Here is a 21581-nt window from a genome sequence, read left to right as displayed (position 1 = left end):
CTCCGCTACCCGTCATCACGCCTCAGATGCGGCTCTCCTGCCCTCGCGCGGAGGTCCTCCGCCATCGGCGGCACGGGTTTCCCGCGGAGAAAGGCGGTGAAGCCGCCCGGAGCGCGACCCGACGGACCCCGGCGGACGATCAGCCCTCTGCGGTGCCAGAACGTGTGGAACGGACCACACGGGGAAATCATGATCAGTCCTGTTCCGGATAGCGGAACCAGCCAGCCACGCCTCTCCTCTCGCGGTTCCCACCTCAGCCGTGTGCACCCGGAGCCGGTATGGTCCGCCGGTCTGCCATGCCTGGTGGCGGCGGTAAGGACGGATAGCCGCATAGTCAGCGGGCATCACGATCGGACGTCGCCCCGCTCCGGTTCACCACCGGCCCGGTCGCGCACGCGGGAGCCGGTCGATCACCAGGCCCAGGACGGGTCGCCGACGGCCTGCTGGGAGACGGCCCACAGGCGCTCACGGGCCGCGGCGTCGTAGGCGGAGGCGGGGGCGTCGACCGGCCGGAGGTCCTCGTCCAGATAGATGCCGCGCAGGGCGGACCGGCCCGCGGCGGCGGGATCGGCGTGCTCCTGCCAGGTACCGGTGCGGGTGGCCAGGGCCGCGTACGTCTCGCCCAGACGCTCGGCGGGGATGGCGAGCCGGTTCTTGGGCGCGTACAGCGTGCGCAGGACCCACGGCAGGGCGGCGACGCGGTCGGCGTCCAGCCGTACGGCGGGCACCCGGACGCAGGCGACGTCCAGCGCGCCGCGGGCCCGCAGGGCCAGCGTGTAGGCGGTCATGATCTGGGCGAGTTTGGCGTGGTAGTAGGCCCGGGTGGGGCTGTACCAGGAGGCGTCGTCCAGTTGGCCGAAGCGGATCGCGATGCGCGGCATGGTGAGCAGTCCCTTGCTCGCGACGTTGATCACCCGGGGGCGGGGTGGGCGGCGCGGGCGTTGATCGCCTCCAGGGCGGCGCGGCCCCGGTGCGGATCCCGGCACAGGGCCAGAATCCGGTGACCGTCTGCAGCCAGTCGCTGCGCGGCGCGCAGGCCGATGCCGGAGTTGGCGCCGGTGACGGCGATGGTGAGGGGATCGGGGTAGGCCATACGAGTATCCTATTCGTTCGGAACATTCCGAACAAAATAGGATGTGTGCATGGCGGATGTCGAGGAGTTCGTGGAGAGCGCCGGGCTGTACTTCGAGCGGCTGGGGCTGAGCCGTACCGCCGGCCGGGTGATGGGATGCCTGCTCGCCGAGACCGGCGAGGCCGCCGACGCCCCCGGCCTGTGCGAGCGGCTCGGGGTGGCCAAGAGCAGCATGAGCGTGGCCCTGCAGCAGCTGGAGCGCGGCGGGCTCGTCGAACGCTACCGCCCCCCGCGGGTCCGGCGGGACCGCTACCGGCTGACCGACGACGTCTTCGGGCGCGCGTTCCGGGCGAAGATGGCCGAGTTCGCCGCCTTCGCCGCCCTGGCCGAGCAGGGACTCTCCGCGGTGGGCGACCATCCCGCCGCCCGGGCCCGGCTGGAGCACATGCGTGACATGTACGCCTTCATGGCCCGGGAGTTCCCCAGGCTCCTCGACCGGTGGGACGAGGAGAGAAGCACCGGTCCGGAGACCAGGACCGAGCGGTGACCGCCCGGCATCACCCCGCCGTGTGCCGGCACCAGCCGGCATGAGGCGCGCGCCGCGGCACACACCGGCGCCGTCACCGCACCCGTACGGGACGGGCGCCGGTGAAGCGGGTGATCAGCGGCCCCGCGACCGCCAGCACGAAGACGTAGGCGGCGACCAGGGGCGCCAGCACGGGATGCCGGACCGCGGCCAGGCCGATGATGACGATGGAGAACTCGCCCCGGGCGATCAGCGCGGCCCCCGCGCGGGCCCGGCCGCGCGCTCCGACCCCGTCGCGGGAGGCGGCGTAGCGGCCGGTGACGACCTTGGTCGCACCGGTGACCACCGCCAGCAGCACGGCGGCCGGCAGCACCGGCGGCAGTTCGCCGATGTCCACCGACAGGCCGATGGCCACGAAGAACACCGCGGCGAACAGATCGCGCAGCGAGGCGATGACGGCGCCGGCGCGCCCGGCCGTCTCCCCGGTGACGGTGAGCCCGACCAGGAAGGCGCCCACCGCGGCCGAGGCGTGGATGTACTCCGCCAGCGCGGCCACGACCAGGGTGATGCCCAGCAGCCTGAGCATGAGCTGCTCGTCGTCCGGATGCGCCACCAGCCGGCCGACGTGGTGGCCCCACCGGTAGGAGGTGGCGAAGGCGGCCAGCACCGCGCCGACCGCGACCAGCATCCCGAGCGCGGCCTGCCACCAGGTGCCACCGGAGACCAGCACCGCCAGCACCGGCAGGTAGGCGGCCATCGTGAAGTCCTCCAGGACCAGCACCGACAGCACGGCCGGGGTCTCCCGGTTGGCCAGCCGGCGCAGGTCGCCCAGGAGCCGGGCGATGATCCCCGAGGAGGAGATGTAGGTGGCGCCGGCCAGCGCCAGGACGCTCACGCCGTCCAGGCCGAGCAGCCATCCGGCCACCGCGCCGGGCGCGGCGTTCAGCACCAGGTCGACCGCGGCGGAGGGCACGTGGTGGCGCATGCTCGCGGTGAACTCGCCGATGGAGAACTCCAGGCCGAGTGCCAGGAGCAGCAGCACGATCCCGATGGAGGCCCCAACGCGCAGGAACTCCCCGGCGGCGGGCACGGGCAGCGCGCTTCCCTCCCCCAGCACCAGGCCCGTCAGCAGGTAGAGCGGCACCGGCGACAGGGTCAGGCGGCGCGCCATCGCGCCGAGGACGCCGAGCGCGACCAGGATGAGGCCCAGCTCCAGCAGCAGGGCGGCCGAGACGTGCACCCGCTCAGCCCCGCAGGAGGCGGGCCACGTCGGCGATGCCCCGGTCGGTCCCGATCACCACCAGGACGTCACCGGACCGCAGCGCCTCCTGCGGACCCGGCGAGGCGATGACCTCCTCGCCGCGGACGATCGCCACCACCGACGCGCCGGTACGGGTGCGGGCCCTGGTGTGCCCCAGCGGCCGGTCGAGGTAAGGCGAGCCGTCCGGAATCTCCACCCGGCCCGACTCCAGCCCGGGCACCTCCCTGGTCAGGTCGGCGAACCGCTCGGCGATGCGCGGCGCTCCCAGGATCTGCGCCAGGGTCTCGGCCTCATCCTCGTTCAGCCGGAACACCGGCCAGGCCTCGTCGCGGTCGTCGTCACCGTAGACGACCACCTCGAAGTCGCCCGTACGGCGTGCGACGACGCCGATCAGGTGTCCCTCGTGGTTGGTGAACTCGTACCGCAGCCCGACCCCGGGCAGGAGCACCTCGTTGACGTCCATGCGCCCATCATCCCGATAGGCGCGCCCGGCGTTCCCCGGCGGTGGGCCCGTTCCCCGCCCGTGTCGCGCAGCCGCGGCCCGGCCCGGGCCGCGGGCCGTCCTCTCTCCGGCCACCGGGATCGCTCCTGACCACGGCGGAGACGTTCAACGGGTGTGGTCGGCCCGCTGCCACCAGACGGCCGTGGCCAGCGCCCCGCCGGCCCCTGCGACCGCCACCAGCAGGTAGCCGGCCGGTCCGGGCGGCTCCTGGCCCGGACCGGCGACACCGGCCAGCAGCCCCGGGACCGACCAGGGGAAGTAGGCGCCGTAACCGAGAGCGGCGATCACCTGCGCGCAGAACAGCGCGGCGAACAGCGCCCCGACCGCGGCCAGATATCCGCGCCCGGCACTGGCGGCCAGCGCCAGCGGCGTGGTCAGCGCGCCCGTCAGCGCCGCGACCAGCAGGACGCGGCCGGTTCCGGCTGCCAGCACCGGCACCGAGGCGCCGGGCAGCCCCAGCAGCACCCCGACCAGCAGGCCGAGCAGCACCGTCTGCACGGCCAGCAGCAGCGACCAACCGGCCAGGGCGGCGAACTTCGCGGCCACCACGGCGGTACGGGAGGTGGGCAGGGCCAGCAGGTCCTTGGCGGTACGGTCGCTGAACTCCCGGCCGAACAGCCAGATCGCGATCACCCCGTAGATCAGCAGGCCGCCCACGGCCACCGCCTGCGCCAGCAGCGCCAGGTAACCGCTCCAGTCGGCGACCGCCCCGCTGAGCTGCGCCTTGCCGCCCAGCAGGCCCAGCGCGCGGGCGCGGCCGGGGTCGGTCAGGATGAACATGAACATCCCGCACACGCCCGTAGCGAGGGCGAAGGCCGCGGCGGTCAACGCGGGCAGGCGGCTGCGCCGCACCTTGAGCAGTTCCGCCCACAGGGCCTCACGCATCACCGTCTCCCACCACGCGCAGGAAATAGGCCTCCAGGTCTTCTTCCTCGACCAGGAGCCGGACCGGCGGGCATCCGGCCTCCGCCAGCAGGGCGGCTACCTCGTCGGGACGCTCGATCGCGCGGGTCCCGGTGAGGGTGATCGGCCCCTCGCCCTGCGGGGCGAACCCGGCCGCGGCCAGCACCGCGCGGGCGGCGGTGTCGTCGCGGGTGGACACGCTCAGCCGCCGCAGGTGCGCCTCCAGCCCGGCGGCGTCGACCTCCTGCAGCAGCCGGCCCCGGTGGATGATGCCGATGCGGGTGGCCAGGCGGGCGACCTCGGCCAGCAGGTGGCTGGAGAGGAACACGGTGACGCCGTGCTCACGGGCCAGGCCGGCCAGCAGGGTGCGGATCTCCACCACGCCCGCCGGGTCGAGGCCGTTGACCGGCTCGTCCAGGACCAGCAGCTCGGGGGTGTGGACGAGGGCCTTGGCGAGAGCCAGGCGCTGCAGGTTGCCCATGGACAGGGCGCGGGCGCGGCGGTCGGCGTACGGCGTCAGCGCCAGGCGGTCGATGACCTCGCCGACCGTACCGGAGGGCAGCCGGCGCAGCCGGGCGACCACCTCCAGGTTCTCCCGCACGGTCAGCTCCGGGTAGGCGACCGGGGCCTCCACCAGATAGCCGACCCGCGGCCACGCCGAACGGTCTCCCCCGCTGACGTGCGCGCCCAGCACCTCGGCCGAGCCGCCCGTGGGCGCGATCATGCCCAGCAGCATGCGGATCAGCGTGGTCTTGCCCGCGCCGTTGAGGCCGAGCAGCGCGTAGATCTGCCCGGGCTCGACGCTCAGGCTCACCTCGTCGACCGCGACGACGTCACCGTAGCGTTTGCTCACCGCGGTGGTGCGGACGGCGGGCGCGGCTCCGGCGCGGCGCGCGTCCAGCGCGTCCGTGTTCATGAGCCGGGCTCCTGACGCACCCGGTCGCGCAGGCGGCGGGCAGCGCCGTACCAGGCGGGCACGTCGCGCTCGTCGTCGAACCAGCGCGCCACGACGATGTCGGTCGACGAATGCAGCAGGATCGACAGCACGATGGTGACCGCGATCAACTGGAACTCCTGGCTGGCCACGGCGATGCCGGAGGACAGCACGATCAGGCCGTAGACCACCGAGGCGAACCCCTTGGGCCCGAACCACGCCACCGCGGCCTGCTCCCGCACCGACAGACCGGAGCCCAGGAAGGAGATCCAGATGGCGATCGGCCGGGCGGCCACCAGCGCCAGGACGGCGAACAGCCAGCCGGTCCAGCCGACCGCACCCAGCAGGGCCGGGGTGATGAGCGCGCCGAACACCAGCAGGGCGGCCAGCTTGAACAGCTCCGCGATCAGCTCGCCGAAGTGCTCGAACGCCTCGCGCTGCCGCTGTCCGAAGGTGGCGACCGTGATGCCCGCGGCGAAGGCGGCCAGGAACAGGTTGCCGTGGGTGGCCTTGCCCAGCGCCAGCACGAGCAGGCCGATCGCCAGCGCGTTGAGCGGCTCGTAGGCGGTGGAGGCGGAGAACCAGCGGGTCTGCTCCAGTTTGATCGCCAGCCACGGCACGGCCACTCCGATGAGCAGGCCCACAGCGAGCTCCAGGCCCAGCTCGCCCAGGTGCAGATTGCGCGAGCCGGCGGCCAGGGCCAGGAAGACCATCACGAACGGCAGCGCCAGACCGTCGTTGACGCCGGATTCGACGTTGAGCAGCTGACGCAGCCGGGGCGGTACCTTCTCATTGCCGACCAGGGCCGCGGCGAAGACCGGGTCGGTGGGGGCCAGGACCGCACCGATCAGCAGGGACTCGATCCAGCCCAACCCGATCAGGTAGTGCGCGAGCAGCGCGGTGATCACCAGGGTGAGCGGCAGGCCCCAGCCGAGCGCGCGGCCGGGCAGCCGCCAGGCGCCGCGCAGGTCGGCCCAGCCGACCCGCATGCCGTCGGTGAACAGCACCGCGAACAGCGCCAGCTCCGCCAGCGTGCCGACGACCTCGTCCTCGGCGGTGATGGACACCACGCCCAGGACGCCGTCGCCGAGCACGAACCCGGCGGCCAGAAACAGCGCCGCCGTGGACAGGATCGTGCGGTGGGCCAGGCTGGACAGCAGGACCGCCAGCAGCAGCACACCGGCGAAAGCAAGCAGCAGCGTGCCCATCAGCGGCCCGCTCCGCGCGGACGGAACCCGTCAGCCGGGCGATCCATCGAATGCCGCCTCATCGGCGCCTCCGTCACAGTCGGCATGAAAACCGTCGTTGCCGACCAGACTTCCCGGCGCACCGCGTTCTACGGTAACAGCAGGCCTCCGGCAGCGGAGAAGGCCCTGCGGCCTGTGGGGGGGGGCGATACCTGCCCGCTGTCCCCTGCTCACTCGAATGCGGCGAGACGGAAAACGGCGTCCTCGGTCGTGGCGTGGGTCTGCAACCTCCCGTCCAGCCGAGTGATCTTCAGTATGTGCCGCAGCCGGTCGTTGCGACCGCTCAGCACGAGTCGCCCCCACCGTTTTCGATCTCGTGCAGCGCGGCCGTCAGGACACCGAGGCCGGCCGAGTCGCAGAAGGTGATCTCCTCGGTGTCCACCACGACGAGTGGCGGGGTGTTGAACGCCGCGGCCTGTTCGAGCCGGGCGCGGAAGTACGGGGCGGTGGACATGGTGAGCTCACCGGTGGGCCGCACGATGACGACGGCGCCGCGCAGGCCGGTGAGCACGGAGAGGGTTCCGGATCCAGAGGGGTTGGCCCATGCCACGCGTGTGATTGCCTTTCGTCGCCGGATTTCCGGGCCCCGCCGCAGAAGCGGCGCGTTCGACGGGCCCGGGCGGACACTCCGAACGGAACCCCTCTGGACCCCGTCCGGGACATATGGCAATCAATCATTACATAGGGCAAATCAGGGTGATCCGGGGGGTCAGGTGGACTGCCTGCGCACCAGCAGCATCGCGGCGTCGTCGAGCAGCGGCCCTCCGATGTGGTCCAGCAGGTCCGAGCGCAGCTCGTCCAGTGCACCCTGCGGATCGGCCACCTCCAGCAGGTGGGCGCGCTCCATCAGCGGATAGAAGGTCCCGGCCTCATCGCGGGCCTCGATGACGCCGTCGGTGTAGAAGAGGATCCGGTCTCCCTCGCCGAACGGGACCCGATGCGGCTTGGGCAGGGGCGGGCCCAGCGACGCCAGACCGAGCGGCACCCCTTCCTCCTCGGGTTCCACCAGGCGGGCCCGGCCGTCGCGGCCGATCAGCAGGGGCGGCGGGTGGCCGCAGTTGAGCAGGGAGATCTCACCGTCGGCGACCTCGGCGATGATCGCGGTGACGAACCTCTCCCCGCCCAGGTGCCGATCCAGGCTGGTCTCCAGCCGCTCGGCCACCCCGGGCAGATCGGCCTCGTCGTAGGCGGCCTCACGGAAGGCGCCCAGCACCCAGGCCGCGGTCTCCACCGCCTCCAGTCCCTTGCCCTGCACGTCGCCGATGAGCAGGCGCACGCCGTACGGTGTCGTGACGACCTCGTAGAGGTCGCCGCCGATCCGCGCCTCGGCCGCGGCCGAGGTGTAGGACAGCGCGATCCGCAGATCGCCCGCCTTGCGCGGGACGGGACGGAGCAGCACCCGCTGGGCGGCCTCGGCGACCAGCCGGACGTTGGCGAGCTCCCGCTCGCGCCGGATGCGCAGATGGCCGGCCAGCATGCTGGCCGCGGTGATGGCGATGATGGTCGCGATGGTGAGGTTGTTCTGCGGGGTGAGCAGGAGCCGGTTGTAGGAGGCCAGCGGAATGCACAGCGCCAGCGCGATCACGCCCACCAGCGCGGTACGGCGGATGCTGCCTGAGACCGAGGCGAAGGTCGGCCCCAGGGTGAGGAGCGGCAGGAAGCCCAGACGCGGACCGGCCAGCAGGTCGATCAGGGCCACCGCCGCCATGACGACGAACGGCAGCGACCGAAGGACCCGCTCAGACTTCACGCGTGACTCCATCCACCGGCTATGTACCGGTTGCCCGTTTCTCTCCGCCGGTAACCGTAGAGCAAATCCTTCCGGGCCCCGTGTAACGAGTCAGCGGCACGCCGGTACCGGCCGCCGGTTCCCACCGGGACCCGTGCGGAGAAGAAGGGCCCACGCGTCCTCACCGACGGACGGGACGGAGCATGCGGTTCCAGCGCGTTTCTCCGCGGCAGCACGGATCAACGCCGGATGTGCTCGGGGGCCAGGAGCTCCCGTCCCCGTACGTCGGAGAGCAGATCGGAGTCGATGGTCTCGCCCCGGCGCAGCACGCTGATGGCACCGGTCCGCTCGAGGATCACGGCCGCGACGTCGTCGTAGCGGTGAACGGCCGAGAGCCGTAACTTCTGGCGCAGCTCGTCCTCGACGATCTGCGCCTTGCGCAGGTTGTCGTGGAGGATCTCCCCGTTGGCCATGAGCAGCAGCGGAAGGTTGCTCATGGCGCGGTCGAGGCGTCTGTTTCGGCGCAGGCGCCCGAACAGCGCCTGCAGCACGAAAAGCGTTCCCATGCCGAGCAGACCGGCCGCCAGGGTCGGCCTGTAGCCCAGGACGGCCCGGCCCATGACCGCCCCGAGCGCGATCACCGCGGCGAAGTCGAAACTCGACATGGCCGCCAGCGCCCGCTGCCCGACGAGCCGGACAAGGAGCAGAAAGGCGACGTAGACACCGGCAGCGGACACGATGACCGCGAGGGCATCCGCCCATGTCAGTCCCACCAGATGCACTGATCAGCCCTCCTGCTCCCCGTGTTCCGTCACCGGCTTCCGGAAGCCGGGCCGGACTCCGGGTCATGCGGTCTGCTCCGGCTCGCGGGACCGCCGTACCCCGCGATCACGACCTGGCATTCGGAAGGCGCCACGACGTGGCGCCGCCCGGCTCGGCGACGCCGATGCCGGCCAGCGTCCGGACCAGGTCCGTGGGCCGCCCCGGAGCAGGGCGGGGTTCCGTCGCGGCGCCCCTGCTCTCCCCCGGCCCGGGAACGCCTCCACCGGTACACGGTGGTGACGGTCACCGGTGTGCCCTTCGGCCGCGTCATGGCGTGACGGTGGCGGATGACCGGTCACGCCACCGCGTACCTGCGGAGATCCCCTTCCGCCTTCGAGAACGGGAGAGTCCCCATCAGGCCGCGGGACGCGACGGCGGACAGCGGAGCCACGGCCGTCAACGGACCGGATGGCGCTCACGCCGCCCGGCGACGGCCTCAGCGACACCGATCAATGCCACCGCGGCGATGACGGCGACGACGAAGCCCAGCACGTTCAGCTCGAAGATGTCGCCGGTGCCCAGCAGGCTGGCGACCGTACCGCCGATCACCGAACCGGCCAGCCCGAGCAGCAGGGTGGCCAGCAGGCCGAGGTGCTGCTTGCCCGGCTTGAGCAGGCGGGCCAGCGCACCGATGACGAGCCCTGCGACGATGAATCCGATCATGACGTCTCTCCTTGTTCCCGCGCGTGTCCGCCCGAGGTAGGACGCCGACAGGTGCCGGTATCGGTATCGGTGTGCCCGGGTGCCCTCGGGTAAACCCCAGCGCCGGCCGGACCGTTGCCCGGAGGAGAGGTGGGCCCCCAGGAAGCAGCTGCATGCCGTCGGCATACATGACTACTCTCCGTGAACAATCGGCGGCCGCTCCGGCGCGGCCGTCAGCACCGCTCTTCCGGCTCTCACGGACCGGTGACGGACCAGAGATCCGAAACGCCCGTCAGAGCCGGTCCGCGGAATCCGACATTTTCAGCGAACGGGCAGGCCGGTGACCGCGCGGCCGATGATCAGGCGCTGGAGCTCGGACGTGCCCTCGAAGATGGTGTAGTTCATCGACCCGCACCACACCCACCTGCGACAACACGCCGATCAGTTCCCTGAGCAGCGGTCATGCCCGCACCTCTCACTCATGGGTACGCGGCGTCTTTCATCCTCTGACGGAACAGCGACGGAACAGGCGCCCGGTTGCGTCCACCGCAAGGCCGACCAAGAGCCACTACTCACCGTGACTGAAATTCGGCGCCGACCGGGACCGGTTCCGGCTGAAGACCGACATCGGCCGCCGAATCTTCTTCGCCTGATCTCTCGGCACGGATGGCATGCAGGCCGGCCCGCCGACCGGCCGGGCACCACCCGCCCCGCCGGTCGGCGGGTTGCGTAATGACATGGATAACGATAACCATTGTCATCACAGATGGCGAGAGGAGACGGCATGGCACATCTGTTGTTGATCGAGAGCTGGGTGGGGGCGATGAGCACACTGCTGCCCCGCGCCATCCGCGATGCGGGGCACCGGTTCACTTTTCTCACCCGCGACCTGCACCACTACCTGCGAGCCGTGCCCGGCGCCCACCCGCATCCGCTGCTGGCCGCCGACAACGTGCTGACCGCGGAGACCAACGACCTGCCGTCGCTGCTGCCGCAGGTGGAGCGGTTGCACGACGTGCTCGGCTTCGACGGCGCCCTGTCTTCGTGCGACTACTACCTGCCCGCCGTGGCCGAGGTCGCGGCGCGCCTGGGCCTGCCCGGCCCTTCCCCGGAGGCCGTGCGGCGGGCCTGCCGCAAGGACCTCACCCGCGCCGTCCTCCAGGACGCGGGGGTGCCGGGCCCGCGATTCGCCACGGCCTCCTCCTGGGAGCAGGCCGTGGAAGCCGCGACCGGCCTGGGCTATCCCCTGGTCGTCAAGCCGGTCGACCTGTGCGCCGGGATGCATGTGCGGAAGGTGCGCGACGAGGCCGAGCTGCGGGCGGCCTTCCTCGCCCTGGAGGGGTTCCCCGTCAACGCGCGCGGCCAGCGGCGGATGCCGATCGTGCTGCTGGAGGAACTGCTCACCGGGCCGGAGGTCAGTGTCGAGACGGTCAGCGCGGACGGTGACGTCCGCGTGGTCGGGGTGACCGGCAAGAGCCTGGCCGGCGAGCCGTGGTTCGTCGAGAGCGGCCACGTGTTTCCCGCCGCGCTGGACGCCGGCCTGGCCGGGCAGGCGGCGGAGACGGCGGTGGCCGCCGTGGAGGCGCTGGGCCTGGACCGGGGGGTGGCCCACACCGAGCTGCGGCTCACCCCGGACGGCCCGGCGCTGATCGAGGTCAACCCGCGCCCCGCGGGCAACCAGATCACCGAACTGGTCCGCCGGGTCACCGGCATCGACCTGCCGATGGTCCACGCCCGGCTCGCCGCCGGCCAGCAGCCGGATCTGGCCCCCGTCGACACCGGGGTGCGCAGCGCGGCCATCGCCTTCCTGCTGCCCGAACACGCAGGCCGGATCACCGCCGTGCACGGCACCGACGGGCTCACCGCCGCCGCGGACGTCGTCGACTGGTCGGTCAGATCCGCCGGCCACCAGGCGGGCGAACCCACGAGCAACAACCACTACCTCGGCCACGTCATGGTGACCGACACCTCCGGCAGCGGTGCCGGGGCACGGGCGCAGGAGCTGGTCGCGGCGCTGAAGGTCGAGTACGAGCGGTGAACCTGACGACGCTCACCGAACGGGCTCTCGCCGGAGAGCTGGGCCCCGACCCCGCGCGGATGCGGGTCAGCACCGCCTTCACCACGCGGCAGGGAGTACGGCACGACTCCCGCGGCCGCGTCTACCGCAACCATGTGATCAGCCTGCGGGTCGGCCGTGCCGTGGGGTCCTGCGCGGTGGAGCCCGACGAGGTCGCGGACTCGATCGTCGAGGAGTGCGTCGGCGTCGCCGTCGCCGGCCTGCTGGCCCATCCGGTGCCGGCGGTCCGTGTGGCCGCGCTCGACGCCTACCTGATGTCGGCCCGCCCTCACCGGGGCGAGCCGGTCACCGTACCGGCCGGGACGTCCCTGGAGAAGTCCCTGGCCCGGGCGGCGGCCGTGGTCGACCTGCTGCCCGGCGGCGCGGAACGGGTGCTCGTGGTCGGTGTGGTCAACTCGTTGCTGCACCACCTGCGTGAGCGGGGCGTGCGCTACGTCCCGTGCGACCTGAAAGGCGGCTCCACCGAGTGGGGCGAGCCGGTGACCGCCGACGCCGCCACCGCCCTCGACGGCTGCGACGCCGTACTCGCCTCCGGGATGACCCTGGGCAACGGAGGCTTCGGGCTCCTCCTGGAGCATGCCCGCGCGCACGGCAAGCCGCTGGTGATGTTCGCCCAGACGGGCAGTGCGATCCTGCCGTGCTTCCTCGGTGCGGGGGTCACCGCGGTGTCGGCGGAGCCGTACCCCTTCTTCTGGCTCGACGGCGGCGACACCGTCCTGTTCCGCTACCGGGAGCGGGCATGAACGACCTGTTGTCCCTGGTCGGCCGGACGCCCCTGGCCCGGATCACCGCCCCGCTGCCCCACCCGCACGGCGGATTCTGGGCGAAGCTGGAAGGTTTCGGCGTCGGCGGCATGAAGGCCCGCTCCGCCGTCTCCATGCTCACCGCCGCCCGGGCCCGCGGCGAGCTCCGCCCCGGCGCCCCCGTCGTGGAGTCCACCAGCGGGACGCTCGGGATCGGACTGGCCTTCGCCGGTCAGTGCCTCGGGCATCCCGTGGTGCTGGTGGTCGACGACGAACTCGAGCCGGGCATGCGCGCCCTCCTGCGCGCGTACGGCGTGCGCCTGGAGGTCGTGAGCCGGCCGAATCCGAGGGGCGGCTGGCAGCAGGCCCGGCTGGACCGGCTGCACGAGGTGCTGGAACGGCTTCCCGACGCGTACTGGCCCGACCAGTACAACAACCCTGACAACCCCGACGGGTACGCCTCGCTGGCGCGGGAACTGGCCGAGCGGCTCGGCCGCGCCGACGTGCTGGTGTGCAGCGTGGGCACCGGCGGTCACAGCGCCGGGGTCTTCCGCGGCCTGCGCCGCTACTGGCCGGGCCTGCGCCTGGTCGGGGTGGACACGGTGGGCTCCACCGTCTTCGGCCAGCCCGCGCGTCCCCGGGTCATGCGCGGCCTGGGCAGCAGCATCCACCCGCGCAACGTGGCCTACGAGCTGTTCGACGAGGTCCACTGGCTGGGCCCCGTCGAAGCCGTCGACGCCTGCCGCAGGCTGGCACGGGGATCCTTCGTCACCGGCGGATGGAGCACCGGCGCGGTGGCCCGGGTCGCCGCGTGGACGGCGCGCCGGGAGGCCGGCGCCACCGTGGTCGCGGTCTTCCCGGACGGGCCGGACCGCTACCTGGGCTCGATCTTCGACGACGACTACTGCCGGGCCCACGGCCTGCTGGAGCGGCCCGAGGACCAGCCTGTGGAGATCGCGCATCCGCGCGCCGTCGAGGTGTCCGGCTGGGCCCGCTGCCGCCTGGTGATCGACCCCCTGCTCGCGGAGGTGCCCGCGTGAGACTCACCTGGACCGTGACGTCACTGGTGCTGCGCGAGCCGCTGCGGATCTCCCGATCGGTGATGACCCGCCGGGACGCCGTCCAGATCACCGTGGCGCACGAAGGGCTGCGCGGCCACGGGGAGGCGGTGACCAGCGTCCACCACCGGCTCGACGTCGGGCGGATCACCACTCTGCTGCGGCGGCTGCGCCCCGCGCTGGAGGAACTCCCCGGCCCGGAGGAGGCCCTGGCGGCCGTCCCCGATCTCCTGCCCGCTGTTCCCGGCGTGCTCACCGCCGTGGACGCGGCCCTGCACGACCTGGTCGGCAAGCGGCGCGGCCTGCCGGTCCACGCCCTGTTCGGGCGGCGGTGGTCCGACACCGCGACCGCCTTCACCCTGGGCATCGGCCAGGACCCCGCCCCGGTCCTCGACCGGGGTCTCCAGCTGATCAAAATCAAGCTGGGCGGCGGGGACGACGTCGCGCGCGTCCGCGTGATCCGCCGCGCCGCCCCCGGCGCCCGGCTGATCCTGGACCCCAACGGCGCGTGGACGGCCGAGCAGGCGGTGCGGATCCTCGACGAGGTCGCGCCGCTGGGGATCGAGGCCGTCGAGCAGCCGGTCGCCCCCGGAACCCTGGACGACCTCGCCTGGGTGACGGCGCGCTCGGCGATCCCGGTGGTCGCCGACGAGGACGCACGGACCTTGCAGGACGTGGAGAACCTGCCGGGCGCCGCCCACGGCGTCAACGTCAAGCTCGCCGAGTGCGGCGGCCTGACGGCCGCCCGGCGGATCATCGAGTGCGCCCGCCGCCACGGCCTGCACGTCATGCTCGGCTGCCAGGTGGCCAGCAGCCTGGGCATCGCACCCGCCGTGCATCTGGCGCCGGCGGCCCGCTGGGCCGATCTGGACGGTCACCTGCTGCTCGCCGAGGACCCGTGGACCGGCATCGGCGGGCACGACGGCGTGCTGCGGCTGAGCGGGGAGCCCGGGCTGGGGGTGCGGGCCGCGTGAGAGAGCTCTCCTGGGCCGTGCGTCTGCTGCTGGTCAACCAGTTCGGCGTCAACACCGGCTTCTACCTGCTGGTCCCCTATCTCGCCGGCCACCTCACCGGCGACCTCGGCCTGTCCGCCGCGGTGACCGGCGTCATCCTGGGGGTGCGCAACCTCAGCCAGCAGGGCCTGTTCCTCATCGGCGGCTCCGCCGCCGACCGTCTCGGCGCCCGAGGTGTGATCATCACGGGCTGCGCGCTGCGCACCGCCGGGTTCGCCCTGTTCGCGTTCGGCACCACGGTGCCGCTGCTGCTGGCGGCCGCCGTGCTCAGCGGGCTGGCCGGCGCCCTGTTCAACCCGGCCGTCCGCGCGTACGTCGCCGTGGAGGCCCCCGACAAGGCCAGGGCGTTCGCGCTGTTCAACGTGTTCGCCCAGGCGGGAGCCCTGTGCGGGCCGCTGCTGGGCGGCGTGCTGCTGCTGGTGGACTTCCGGGCCGCCGCGATCACCGCAGCGGCGATCTTCATGGTGCTGACCGTCGCACAGGCGCTCGTCCTGCCCGCGCGCGCGGTGCCGCCCAGCGGCTCCTCGGTGCTGGGCGACTGGCGGCGCTGCCTGGCCGACCGGCGTTTCCTCGCCTTCACCCTCGCCCTCAGCGGCATGTTCGCCCTGCAGAACCAGCTCTACCTGGTGCTGCCGCTGGCCGCGGAGCAGGCGACGGGTACGGCGGGCTCGGTGGCGCTGCTGTTCCTGGTGTCCACCGTGGCGAGCCTGCTCTTCCAGATGCGGATCACCCGGTGGCTGGAGGCGGCGACGAGCCGGGACCGCGCGATGGCCCTGGGCCTGGCCGTGATGGGGGCCGGGTTCCTCGCCCCCGCCCTGCTGCCGGGCATCGCCCCGGTGCTGGTCGCGGCGCTGGCCCTGGCCGTCGGCGTGATGATGGCGCAGCCGTTCGTGTACGAGCGGATCGGCCACTTCGGCGGCGAGTCGCTGGCCGGAACCTACTTCGGCGTGTTCTACCTGGTCTCCGGGGTGGTCGCCGCCGCCAGCACCGCGCTGATCGGCTGGGCGGGCGCGGCCGGTGCGGCCGTGTGCGCGGCGGTCGGGCTGGTCTGCGCGGCGGCCGTGCTGGTCCAGGAACGGCGTGCGGCGGTGACGGCGTGAACTTCCTGACCGACAACCCCGCCCTGTACGAGGCGCAGTTCCCCGACCCGGAGCACAGGGCCGCCCGTTTCGTGGACGACCAGGTGCGGCGCTTCGACGGTGGACGAGACCTCCTCGACGTCGGCTGCGGCACGGGCCGCGACGCGGGCCACCTCGCCGGCCTCGGCTACGACGCCGCCGGAGTCGACGTGTCCGAGGCGATGCTGGCCTACGCGCGCCAGCGCCACCCGGAGGTGACGTTCGCCTGCGGCGACATGCGCGACTTCGCCCTCGGCCGCCGCTTCGACGTGGTGACGTGCCTGGACAGCGCGATGCTGTACTGCCACACCAACGCCGACCTGGCCGCGTTCCTGGACCGCTGCCGCGAGCACCTGCGCCCCGGCGGCCTGCTGGTCGCCGAGATGCGCAACGGCGCCCACTTCCTCACCCACCCGGTTCCGGCGCCCTTCACCCGCAAGGTCACCCACGCGGGCGTCACCTACACCTCCCGCACCGAACTGCGGCTGGACCACGCCGCCCAGTTGCTGCGGCGCCGCCGCAGGTGGAGCTGGCCCGGCGGCGGACCGCTGGAGCAGCACTCCGCCTGGCGGCTGCTCTTCCCTCAGGAGCTCACCTACTTCCTGGCCGTCGCCGGGTTCGAAGTCCTCGACCTGTTCGACCAGCCCGGGCCCCGGGCCGAGCCGCACGACGGCCCGCCCCTGTCCGCCGACCGACTCCACCTCGTCGCCCGACTCGTGAAGGACCCCCACCATGCATGACCGTCTCAGCCGCCGCGGCTTCCTCGGCCTGACCGCCGGAGCCGCCCTGCTCGCCGGATGCGGCACCGGCACCGCCTCCTCCTCCTCCTCCTCCTCCTCCGGAGGCGGCTCCGGCGGGCGCCTGTGTGCCGTGTTCGCCGGCGGCGGCGCCACCGAGGTGCTGGACCCGCACCTGGCCAACCTGTTCAACGAGGCCGCCCGCGCCAAAGCCCTCTACGACAAGCTCGCCGACCTCGGAGCGGACGTCTCCCCGCAACCCCGCCTGGCCGAGAGGTGGGAGGCGAACGCCGACTTCACCGTCTGGCGGGTCACCCTGCGGCAGGCGCGCTTCCACGACGGGCGGCCGGTACGCGCCCAGGACGTGCTGGCCAGCTACGCCCGCATCACCGACCCGGGCAAGACCTTCCGCGCCAAGTCCAGCCTCACGCTCATCGACCTGCCCGGCAGCCGGGCCGTCGGCGACCGCACGGTCGAGTTCCGGCTCAAGCGGCCCTTCGCGGAGTTCCCCAACGTGCTGGCCGCGTTCGGCGCCTACATCGTTCCCGAGGGGACCACGGACTTCAGCAAGCCGGTCGGCTCGGGCCCGTTCTCCTTCGTGTCGTGGAAGCCGGGCAGCTCCGTGCTGCTCAAGCGCAACCCGGACTACTGGGACGGCGCCCCGTACATCGAGGAGCTGGAGTTCCTCATCGCCAACGAGGAGTCCGCGCGGATCAACGCGCTGCTGGGCGGGCAGGTCGAGTACGCGCACGACCTCAGCCCGGCCTCCGCCCGCCAGTACGAGGGACGCGTCACGGTCGTCCGCGCCCCCAACAGCGCGATGCAGGCGTTCGCGATGAAGACCGACCGCGCCCCCTTCGACGACCGGGACCTGCGCCAGGCGCTATTCCTGCTCACCGACCGGCAGCAGCTGGTCGACGCCGTCATGCCCGGTGCCGGGCAGATCGGCAACGACCTGTTCGGCAAGGGCTACCTGCACTACGCCGAGAGCATCCCCCAGCGCACGCCCGACCTGGACAAGGCGAAGGCGCTGATCAGGAAGGCCGGAGCGAACGGCCTCACCATCGAGCTGACCACCTCCACCGCCGCCGCCGGTTTCGTCGAGGCGGCCACGGTCTTCGCCGGCCAGCTGCGCGCCGCCGGGCTGAAGGCCACCGTCACGAGCGGCAGCAAGGACACCTACTGGGCCGACATCCTCACCAAGGGCTCCATCGCCAGCTTCCGCTCCGGGGCCATGCCGATCGAGACCCACATCGCGCAGCGGCTGCTGTCGGCCTCCACGACCAACGCCACCAAATGGGCGCGTCCGGAGTTCGACGCGCTCTACGAGACGGCCGTCTCGGCGCGCGACGCCACCGACCGGGAAGCCGCCTACCTGAAGATGCAGCAGATGCTGCACGCCGAGGGCGGACTGCTGGTGTGGGGCTTCGCCGACTGGATCGTCGCGACCTCGCCGAAGGTGAGCGGCGTGCAGGCGGCACCCGCCAACACCCTGGACTGGGCCCGGTTCGACAAGGTGAGACTGGGGTGAATCTGACCCGCTACGCCGCGCGGCGGCTGGCCGTGGGCGCCGTTCAGGTCGCCGCGGTCGCCTGCCTGGTGTTCCTGATGACGGAGGCGCTGCCGGGCGACGCCGCGGTGGTGCTGGCGGGCGACCAGCCGGACCCGGCGCGGATCGCACAGATCCGCGCCGGGCTCGGGCTGGACCGTCCCCTCGCCGAACGCTTCACCGCGTGGGCCTCCGGGATGGTACGGGGCGACTTCGGCGCGTCACTCGTCTCCGGCCGCCCGGTCGCCGAGATCATGCTGGACGCGCTGGCTCCCACCGCCGTGCTGGCCGGACTCACCCTGCTGCTGCTGATCCCGCTCTCGGTCCTGCTCGGAGTGGCCGCCGCGCTGCGCGAGGGCGGCAGGCTCGACCGGGCGCTGACCGCCGCCGGCGCCGCGCTCTACGCGGTTCCGGAGTTCGCGCTGGCCATCGTGCTGGTGGCGGTCTTCGGCGTGGCGCTGGCATGGCTGCCGCCGACCGGGCTGGGCGGGCTCACCGCCGCCGCTCTGGTGCTGCCGGTGACGGTGCTGCTGGTGCGGCCCGTCTGCTCCACCGGACGGCTGATCCGCTCCACGATGATCGACGTACTGGCCGCGCCGTACGTACGGCACGCACGGCGCCTGGGCCTGAACCGGCTCGCGCACGCGCTACCGGGCGCGCTCGCGCCCGCCGTGCAGCACCTGGCCCGCACCGTCGACTGGCTGCTCGGCGGGGTCATCGTGGTGGAGGCCGTCTTCATCGTCCCCGGGCTGGGCAGTACCCTGGCCGACGCGGTCGGCCAGCGCGATCTTCCCATCCTGCAGGGGCTCGCGCTGCTGTTCGCCGCCACGACCGTCCTGGTGAACCTCCTCGCCGACGTCGCGGCCTTCCGACTGGCTCCCCGCGCATGAGACTCCTCCTGCTCGCCGTCCCCCTGGCCGTCGCCCTGGCCGGGCCGTGGTTCGCCCCCGGCGAAACGGCCCATGGCGTCTCCTACACCGCGGCGGGCCTGCTCGGCACCGACTTCGCCGGACGCGACGTGTGGCAGCAGGTGCTGCTGGGCGGGCGGTCCCTGGTGCTGACGGCCGTGCTCGCCACCGCCGGGGCCTATCTGCTGGGCACCGTCTGGGGCCTGGCCGCGGCGGGTGCGCCGCGGATGGCCGACGAGGCGCTGATGCGGCCGCTCGACGTGCTCATGGCGGTGCCCTCCCTGCTGCTGATCCTGGTGGTGGCGGCCCTGACCCCCGGCGGCGCGCTCGCCTGGATCGTCATGCTGGTCCATCTGCCCGACGTCGCCCGCCTGGTCCGTGCCTGCGCGCTGGAGATCGGCACCCGGCCCGCCGTGGAGGCCATGCGGCTGCAGGGCGAGAGCCGGTGGCGGATCACCACCGGGTTCGTCCTGCCCTCCATGGCCCGTGTGCTCGCCACCGACGCCGGCACCCGGCTGACCGGATCGCTGTACCTCGTCGCCGCCGCGAGCTTCCTCGGCGTCGGCGTGCCGCCGGACGCCGCCGACTGGGCGGTGATGGTCGACCGCAACCGGGGCGGCCTCTTCCTCAACCCGTGGGCGGTCCTGGCCCCCGCGCTGCTGATCGTCATGCTCGCCGTCGGGCTGAACCTCACCGCCGACCGCGCACTGAGAAAGGCGGCATCGTGATCGACGTCGACGGGCTGACGGTCGCCGTCCCCGGCCGGACCCTGGTGGACGGGGTCAGCCTCACCCTGCCCGCCGCGAGGACTCTGGCCCTGGTCGGCGCCTCGGGCAGCGGCAAGACGACCACCGCGCTCGCGCTGCTCGGCGAGCACCCGCCCGGCGCCCGCGTCACCGGACGCGTCACCGTGGCCGGGCACGAGGTCACCCCCGCGCAACCTCCACCGCCCGGAACCGTCGCCTTCATCCCGCAGCATCCCTCCGCCGTGCTCAACCCGGTGCTGCGCATCGGGACCGTGCTCCGCCAGATCGCAGCGCGGCACGGCGGAGACGTCCGCGACGCGCTGCACCGGGCGCGGCTCCCCGGCGACCGTGCCTTCCTGCGGCGTTTCCCCCACCAGCTGTCCGGCGGGCAGCAGCAGCGGCTCGTCCTGGCGCACGCGCTGCTGACCGGCCCGTCCGTGGTCGTCGCCGACGAACCCACCACCGGCCAGGACGCCGTCACCCGGGCCGAGATCGCCGCCGAGCTGTCCGGGCTCGGCGTCGCCGTCGTCCTGCTCAGCCATGACCTCGACCTGGTGCGGGAGCTGGCCGACCAGGTCGTCGTGCTCAGAGGCGGGCGGGTCGTGGAGTCCGGGCCCGCGGTACTGAACGCGCCGCGCAGCGACTACGCCAGGGCGCTGGTCACCGCACGCCCTCGCGCGGCGGCCGACCGCGTGGAACCCAGCCCGGAACCGCTGCCGCTCCTCCAGGTCGCGGGTCTCGGCACGGAAGTGCTGCACGAGGTGGACCTCGACGTCTTCCCCGGTGAGCGGCTGGCCGTCGTCGGCCGCTCGGGCAGCGGGAAGACGACCCTCGCCCGCTGCATCGCCGGCCTGCGCCCCTGGACGTCCGGGACCGTACGGCTGGCCGGCCGGCCGCTGCCCCGGTCCCCCCGCAGGCGCGGCCGCGCCGACCTGGCCCGCGTGCAGTACGTCTTCCAGGACGCCCGGGCCTCGTTCGATCCCCGGCGCGCCGTCGTGGAGCAGGCCGCCAGGACCGCGGTACGACTCCGAGGCACACCCGCACCTGCCGCACGCGAGAACGCCTTCGCGACTCTGGCCTCCCTCGGGCTGGACCGCGAGACCGCGCGACGCCGCCCGGACGGGCTGTCCGGAGGCGAGCTCCAGCGCGCCGCCCTGGCCCGCGCCCTGCTCGCCCGGCCCGACATGCTGATCTGCGACGAGATCACCTCCGGGCTGGATCCCGTCACCCAGGCGGACGTCCTCGACCTGCTCACCGGCCTCGACCTGACCCTGGTCGTCATCAGCCATGATCTGCCCATCGCCGCGCGTATCGCCGACCGGGTCGCGGTCCTCCACGGAGGGCGCCTGGTCGAGCACGGCCCGGCCGACCGGGTGCTCCGCCACCCCGCTCATCCCGTCACCCGTGCCCTCACCGGCCTGACCGAGGAGTCCTCCCATGCCGTATGACATCCGCCCTGCCCGCCGTCAGGACCTGGACGGCGCCCGCAGCCTCATGCTCGACACCTTCTACCGGGAGTTCGGCCACGGCTACCATCCCGAATGGCACCGGGACGTGATCGACCTGGAGGGCGTCTACCTCCGGGCGCCCCGGCACGCGCTGTTCGTCGCCGTCCACGACGACGAGGTGGTGGGCACGACCTGTGTGCGGGCCACGGGACCGAAGAGCCCTCCGCACCCGGCGTGGCTCGCCGAGCGGTACCCCTGCGGCAGCACCGCCCAGCTGTTCCGGGTCTACGTACGGCCCGCGCACCGCCGTCGCGGTCTCGCCCGGGAACTGGTGAGGCGAGCATGCGCCCATGTCGCCTCCACTCCCGGCTACAGCCGCCTCTACCTGCACACCGACACCCGAATCGAGGGCGCCGAGGCGTTCTGGAGGTCGGTCGCCGTCCCGGTCCACGACGCCCGTGACGGCGATCCGTCCCGTTTCCAGACAGTCCACTTCGAGATCCCCCTTTGAACTGGCGCGAGAGCATGCGGACGCTGACCGCCGCG

23 protein-coding genes are annotated in these 21581 nt (G+C 72.9%); 12 read left to right on the top strand and 11 right to left on the bottom strand.

Going from position 1 to position 21581, the window contains the following annotated elements; translation table 11 throughout:
• Positions 1 to 410 precede the first annotated feature (410 nt).
• Both ACFOWE_RS11775 and ACFOWE_RS11770 read right to left on the bottom strand, forming a co-directional pair.
• Positions 411 to 914 carry a hypothetical protein gene (locus tag ACFOWE_RS11775; protein WP_377287303.1) on the bottom strand — a complete coding sequence of 168 codons (504 nt, stop codon included), beginning with the start codon at positions 912 to 914 and terminating at the stop codon, positions 411 to 413.
• Positions 911 to 1093 carry an SDR family NAD(P)-dependent oxidoreductase gene (locus ACFOWE_RS11770; RefSeq protein WP_377287302.1) on the bottom strand — a complete coding sequence of 61 codons (183 nt, stop codon included), beginning with the start codon at positions 1091 to 1093 and terminating at the stop codon, positions 911 to 913. The genes ACFOWE_RS11775 and ACFOWE_RS11770 overlap by 4 nt, the downstream gene beginning before the upstream one ends.
• A gap of 49 nt (positions 1094 to 1142) precedes the next feature.
• Between ACFOWE_RS11770 and ACFOWE_RS11765 the strand changes: the two genes are divergently transcribed.
• On the top strand, positions 1143 to 1619 hold the full coding sequence (locus tag ACFOWE_RS11765; protein ID WP_377287301.1) for a GbsR/MarR family transcriptional regulator: 477 nt from the start codon (positions 1143 to 1145) through the stop codon (positions 1617 to 1619).
• 73 nt (positions 1620 to 1692) lie between these two features.
• Here the strand turns inward: ACFOWE_RS11765 and ACFOWE_RS11760 are convergent, their stop codons facing one another.
• The 9 genes from ACFOWE_RS11760 to ACFOWE_RS11720 all read right to left on the bottom strand — a co-directional run bounded on the left by ACFOWE_RS11760 (position 1693) and on the right by ACFOWE_RS11720 (position 9659).
• Positions 1693 to 2838, bottom strand: coding sequence for a cation:proton antiporter (locus ACFOWE_RS11760; RefSeq protein WP_377287300.1), 1146 nt, complete (start codon positions 2836 to 2838; stop codon positions 1693 to 1695).
• Positions 2839 to 2842: 4 nt separating this feature from the next.
• Positions 2843 to 3322: a cation:proton antiporter regulatory subunit gene (locus ACFOWE_RS11755; RefSeq protein WP_377287299.1), complete on the bottom strand. Its 480-nt coding sequence runs from the start codon at positions 3320 to 3322 to the stop codon at positions 2843 to 2845.
• Between the two features lie 144 nt (positions 3323 to 3466).
• Positions 3467 to 4246: an ABC transporter permease gene (locus ACFOWE_RS11750; protein ID WP_377287298.1), complete on the bottom strand. Its 780-nt coding sequence runs from the start codon at positions 4244 to 4246 to the stop codon at positions 3467 to 3469.
• Positions 4239 to 5180 (bottom strand): ABC transporter ATP-binding protein, encoded by a 942-nt coding sequence (locus ACFOWE_RS11745; protein WP_377287297.1) that lies wholly within the window; start codon positions 5178 to 5180, stop codon positions 4239 to 4241. The genes ACFOWE_RS11750 and ACFOWE_RS11745 overlap by 8 nt, the downstream gene beginning before the upstream one ends.
• Positions 5177 to 6406 (bottom strand): cation:proton antiporter, encoded by a 1230-nt coding sequence (locus ACFOWE_RS11740; protein WP_377287296.1) that lies wholly within the window; start codon positions 6404 to 6406, stop codon positions 5177 to 5179. Before ACFOWE_RS11740 ends, ACFOWE_RS11745 begins: the two co-directional genes overlap by 4 nt.
• Before the next feature lie 322 nt (positions 6407 to 6728).
• A complete protein-coding gene (locus tag ACFOWE_RS11735; protein ID WP_377287295.1) occupies positions 6729 to 6995 on the bottom strand; it encodes an STAS domain-containing protein in 267 nt (88 codons plus the stop codon).
• A gap of 159 nt (positions 6996 to 7154) precedes the next feature.
• Entirely contained in the window at positions 7155 to 8195 is a 1041-nt protein-coding gene (locus tag ACFOWE_RS11730; protein ID WP_377287294.1) for a PP2C family protein-serine/threonine phosphatase, read from the bottom strand.
• Positions 8196 to 8413: 218 nt separating this feature from the next.
• On the bottom strand, positions 8414 to 8956 hold the full coding sequence (locus ACFOWE_RS11725; protein WP_377287293.1) for a DUF421 domain-containing protein: 543 nt from the start codon (positions 8954 to 8956) through the stop codon (positions 8414 to 8416).
• Positions 8957 to 9392: 436 nt separating this feature from the next.
• Positions 9393 to 9659, bottom strand: coding sequence for a GlsB/YeaQ/YmgE family stress response membrane protein (locus ACFOWE_RS11720; protein WP_377287292.1), 267 nt, complete (start codon positions 9657 to 9659; stop codon positions 9393 to 9395).
• Between the two features lie 763 nt (positions 9660 to 10422).
• Here ACFOWE_RS11720 and ACFOWE_RS11715 point away from each other — a divergent pair.
• The 11 genes from ACFOWE_RS11715 to ACFOWE_RS11665 are packed head-to-tail and all read left to right on the top strand — an operon-like array spanning position 10423 to position 21546.
• The gene (locus ACFOWE_RS11715) at positions 10423 to 11676 is read left to right on the top strand and encodes an ATP-grasp domain-containing protein (protein WP_377287291.1); all 1254 of its coding nucleotides are present in this window, start codon (positions 10423 to 10425) and stop codon (positions 11674 to 11676) included.
• The gene (locus ACFOWE_RS11710) at positions 11673 to 12458 is read left to right on the top strand and encodes a Rossmann-like domain-containing protein (protein ID WP_377287290.1); all 786 of its coding nucleotides are present in this window, start codon (positions 11673 to 11675) and stop codon (positions 12456 to 12458) included. The genes ACFOWE_RS11715 and ACFOWE_RS11710 overlap by 4 nt, the downstream gene beginning before the upstream one ends.
• Positions 12455 to 13498: a PLP-dependent cysteine synthase family protein gene (locus ACFOWE_RS11705; protein WP_377287289.1), complete on the top strand. Its 1044-nt coding sequence runs from the start codon at positions 12455 to 12457 to the stop codon at positions 13496 to 13498. Before ACFOWE_RS11710 ends, ACFOWE_RS11705 begins: the two co-directional genes overlap by 4 nt.
• Positions 13495 to 14490 carry a dipeptide epimerase gene (locus ACFOWE_RS11700; RefSeq protein WP_377287288.1) on the top strand — a complete coding sequence of 332 codons (996 nt, stop codon included), beginning with the start codon at positions 13495 to 13497 and terminating at the stop codon, positions 14488 to 14490. The genes ACFOWE_RS11705 and ACFOWE_RS11700 overlap by 4 nt, the downstream gene beginning before the upstream one ends.
• The gene (locus tag ACFOWE_RS11695) at positions 14487 to 15629 is read left to right on the top strand and encodes an MFS transporter (protein WP_377287287.1); all 1143 of its coding nucleotides are present in this window, start codon (positions 14487 to 14489) and stop codon (positions 15627 to 15629) included. The genes ACFOWE_RS11700 and ACFOWE_RS11695 overlap by 4 nt, the downstream gene beginning before the upstream one ends.
• The gene (locus ACFOWE_RS11690) at positions 15626 to 16387 is read left to right on the top strand and encodes a class I SAM-dependent methyltransferase (protein WP_377287286.1); all 762 of its coding nucleotides are present in this window, start codon (positions 15626 to 15628) and stop codon (positions 16385 to 16387) included. The genes ACFOWE_RS11695 and ACFOWE_RS11690 overlap by 4 nt, the downstream gene beginning before the upstream one ends.
• Positions 16380 to 17915 carry an ABC transporter substrate-binding protein gene (locus ACFOWE_RS11685; protein WP_377287285.1) on the top strand — a complete coding sequence of 512 codons (1536 nt, stop codon included), beginning with the start codon at positions 16380 to 16382 and terminating at the stop codon, positions 17913 to 17915. Before ACFOWE_RS11690 ends, ACFOWE_RS11685 begins: the two co-directional genes overlap by 8 nt.
• Positions 17912 to 18823: an ABC transporter permease gene (locus ACFOWE_RS11680; RefSeq protein WP_377287284.1), complete on the top strand. Its 912-nt coding sequence runs from the start codon at positions 17912 to 17914 to the stop codon at positions 18821 to 18823. Before ACFOWE_RS11685 ends, ACFOWE_RS11680 begins: the two co-directional genes overlap by 4 nt.
• Positions 18820 to 19569, top strand: a complete 750-nt coding sequence (locus ACFOWE_RS11675; RefSeq protein WP_377287283.1) for an ABC transporter permease — start codon at positions 18820 to 18822, stop codon at positions 19567 to 19569. Before ACFOWE_RS11680 ends, ACFOWE_RS11675 begins: the two co-directional genes overlap by 4 nt.
• Positions 19566 to 21035 (top strand): ABC transporter ATP-binding protein, encoded by a 1470-nt coding sequence (locus tag ACFOWE_RS11670; protein ID WP_377287282.1) that lies wholly within the window; start codon positions 19566 to 19568, stop codon positions 21033 to 21035. Before ACFOWE_RS11675 ends, ACFOWE_RS11670 begins: the two co-directional genes overlap by 4 nt.
• On the top strand, positions 21025 to 21546 hold the full coding sequence (locus tag ACFOWE_RS11665; RefSeq protein WP_377287281.1) for a GNAT family N-acetyltransferase: 522 nt from the start codon (positions 21025 to 21027) through the stop codon (positions 21544 to 21546). Before ACFOWE_RS11670 ends, ACFOWE_RS11665 begins: the two co-directional genes overlap by 11 nt.
• Positions 21547 to 21581: the final 35 nt, after the last annotated feature.

Source organism: Planomonospora corallina (genome assembly GCF_042650625.1).
GTDB lineage: Bacteria > Actinomycetota > Actinomycetes > Streptosporangiales > Streptosporangiaceae > Planomonospora_B > Planomonospora_B corallina.
Note: the sequence above shows the minus strand (reverse complement) of the source record. Positions and strands in the feature narration are given on the sequence as shown.

What these genes read in the sequence shown, in the direction of transcription:
- ACFOWE_RS11770 (WP_377287302.1), bottom strand. Translation starts at nt 1,093, where the DNA reads ATGGCCTACCCCGATCCCCTCACCATCGCCGTCACCGGCGCCAACTCC.
- ACFOWE_RS11765 (WP_377287301.1), top strand. Translation starts at nt 1,143, where the DNA reads ATGGCGGATGTCGAGGAGTTCGTGGAGAGCGCCGGGCTGTACTTCGAG.
- ACFOWE_RS11755 (WP_377287299.1), bottom strand. Translation starts at nt 3,322, where the DNA reads ATGGACGTCAACGAGGTGCTCCTGCCCGGGGTCGGGCTGCGGTACGAG.
- ACFOWE_RS11750 (WP_377287298.1), bottom strand. Translation starts at nt 4,246, where the DNA reads ATGCGTGAGGCCCTGTGGGCGGAACTGCTCAAGGTGCGGCGCAGCCGC.
- ACFOWE_RS11745 (WP_377287297.1), bottom strand. Translation starts at nt 5,180, where the DNA reads ATGAACACGGACGCGCTGGACGCGCGCCGCGCCGGAGCCGCGCCCGCC.
- ACFOWE_RS11740 (WP_377287296.1), bottom strand. Translation starts at nt 6,406, where the DNA reads ATGGGCACGCTGCTGCTTGCTTTCGCCGGTGTGCTGCTGCTGGCGGTC.
- ACFOWE_RS11720 (WP_377287292.1), bottom strand. Translation starts at nt 9,659, where the DNA reads ATGATCGGATTCATCGTCGCAGGGCTCGTCATCGGTGCGCTGGCCCGC.
- ACFOWE_RS11715 (WP_377287291.1), top strand. Translation starts at nt 10,423, where the DNA reads ATGGCACATCTGTTGTTGATCGAGAGCTGGGTGGGGGCGATGAGCACA.
- ACFOWE_RS11705 (WP_377287289.1), top strand. Translation starts at nt 12,455, where the DNA reads ATGAACGACCTGTTGTCCCTGGTCGGCCGGACGCCCCTGGCCCGGATC.
- ACFOWE_RS11685 (WP_377287285.1), top strand. Translation starts at nt 16,380, where the DNA reads ATGCATGACCGTCTCAGCCGCCGCGGCTTCCTCGGCCTGACCGCCGGA.
- ACFOWE_RS11675 (WP_377287283.1), top strand. Translation starts at nt 18,820, where the DNA reads ATGAGACTCCTCCTGCTCGCCGTCCCCCTGGCCGTCGCCCTGGCCGGG.
- ACFOWE_RS11665 (WP_377287281.1), top strand. Translation starts at nt 21,025, where the DNA reads ATGCCGTATGACATCCGCCCTGCCCGCCGTCAGGACCTGGACGGCGCC.